1 protein-coding gene is annotated in these 1,092 nt (G+C 45.7%); it reads right to left on the bottom strand.

Features of this window, described 5'->3' with window-relative positions:
* The coding region (tnpC, locus tag QUA36_RS31225; RefSeq protein WP_333460166.1) for an IS66 family transposase at nt 1-1,040 on the bottom strand (1,040 nt) is incomplete at its 3' end.
* Nucleotides 1,041-1,092: the final 52 nt, after the last annotated feature.

The following is a 1,092-nucleotide window of genomic DNA, read 5'->3' as shown; positions in this document are numbered from 1 at the left end:
TATCGCTTGAGTCTGGCATCGTCGATTTTTTCTCGTCGTCGATGGATGATAAAAGCCCTTAATAATAACCTCTTCATTCCTGGGGCAAAAATCCTGTCCCCAGCGTCAATTGCATATTGGCAATCGCGCAGTTGATGAGCCAAACACACTTGCCATTGTGGTGCGGGGTGATTTTTTTGAGCGCTAAATAAGTCTGACACCCAGATGTCAGGACGATGTTCTCCTAGAACTTCGTTAATTACTCCAGTGCCTCGACTCGGACGGATGACGTGTAAACAAACATCCTGGTTCTGAAACACCCACTCCCACTGATTCTGTCCATTAACTCTGGCACTGGTTTCATCTGAACAAATTAATTTTGCCCGCCGCAACCGTTGTAGTATTTGACTTACTTGGTCGTCTAAAGTGGTTTTGACTTTTGCCAACAGGTTTGCGATTGCTCCTTCGGAAATCTTGAGTCCAAAAACAGATGCAAATATCGACGATAGCCGTTCGTAGCTGATGGCATGAGTGTAACGAAGATATGTGACTAAGCTTTGAATAGAACTGCCAAACGGTGAACCTGGTTCCATTCCCAATGGTACAGGGGCAACATACTCGGTTTGACAGCAGGCACACTGACCACCATAACGTTCTATTCGGGTGATGATGGGGCGAATTGGGGGTAGTTCGATTTTTTCGTAGACGGATTGCAATTTTTGGGTGGCGGCGGTGACTTTCTCTCCACACTGGGGGCAATTTTTGAGTTGGGCGATGATTGTTTGGTCGGGAGCAGGATGTAGTTCTCTTCCCCCTCCTGCTCTTCCTAGGCTTCTTTGTCTTTTTATCCCCTCAATTTTCGATGGCTTAATATTGGCCTTGAATCCTTTGGACGGTGGAGTGCTGGAATTTTGGCTAGTTTTTTTGGGAGATGGGCTTAGTTTTGGTTGGTCTGTGGTTGCTAACGCTGCGGTTAGTTTTTGGATTTTCTCCCATAGCTCTACTATCAAGGCTTCTTTTGCCTCGTTCGATAGCTGTTTTAGGTCGGGGAGTTTTTCCATTCTTTGATCTAATGTCTATCTTGTCTTCTTGTCAAGGGGGTTGAGCAATTAC

Source organism: Microcoleus sp. Pol10D4, from assembly GCF_036701555.1.
In the GTDB taxonomy this organism is placed as follows: domain Bacteria; phylum Cyanobacteriota; class Cyanobacteriia; order Cyanobacteriales; family Microcoleaceae; genus Microcoleus.
This window is presented reverse-complemented; position numbering and strand designations above follow the sequence as displayed.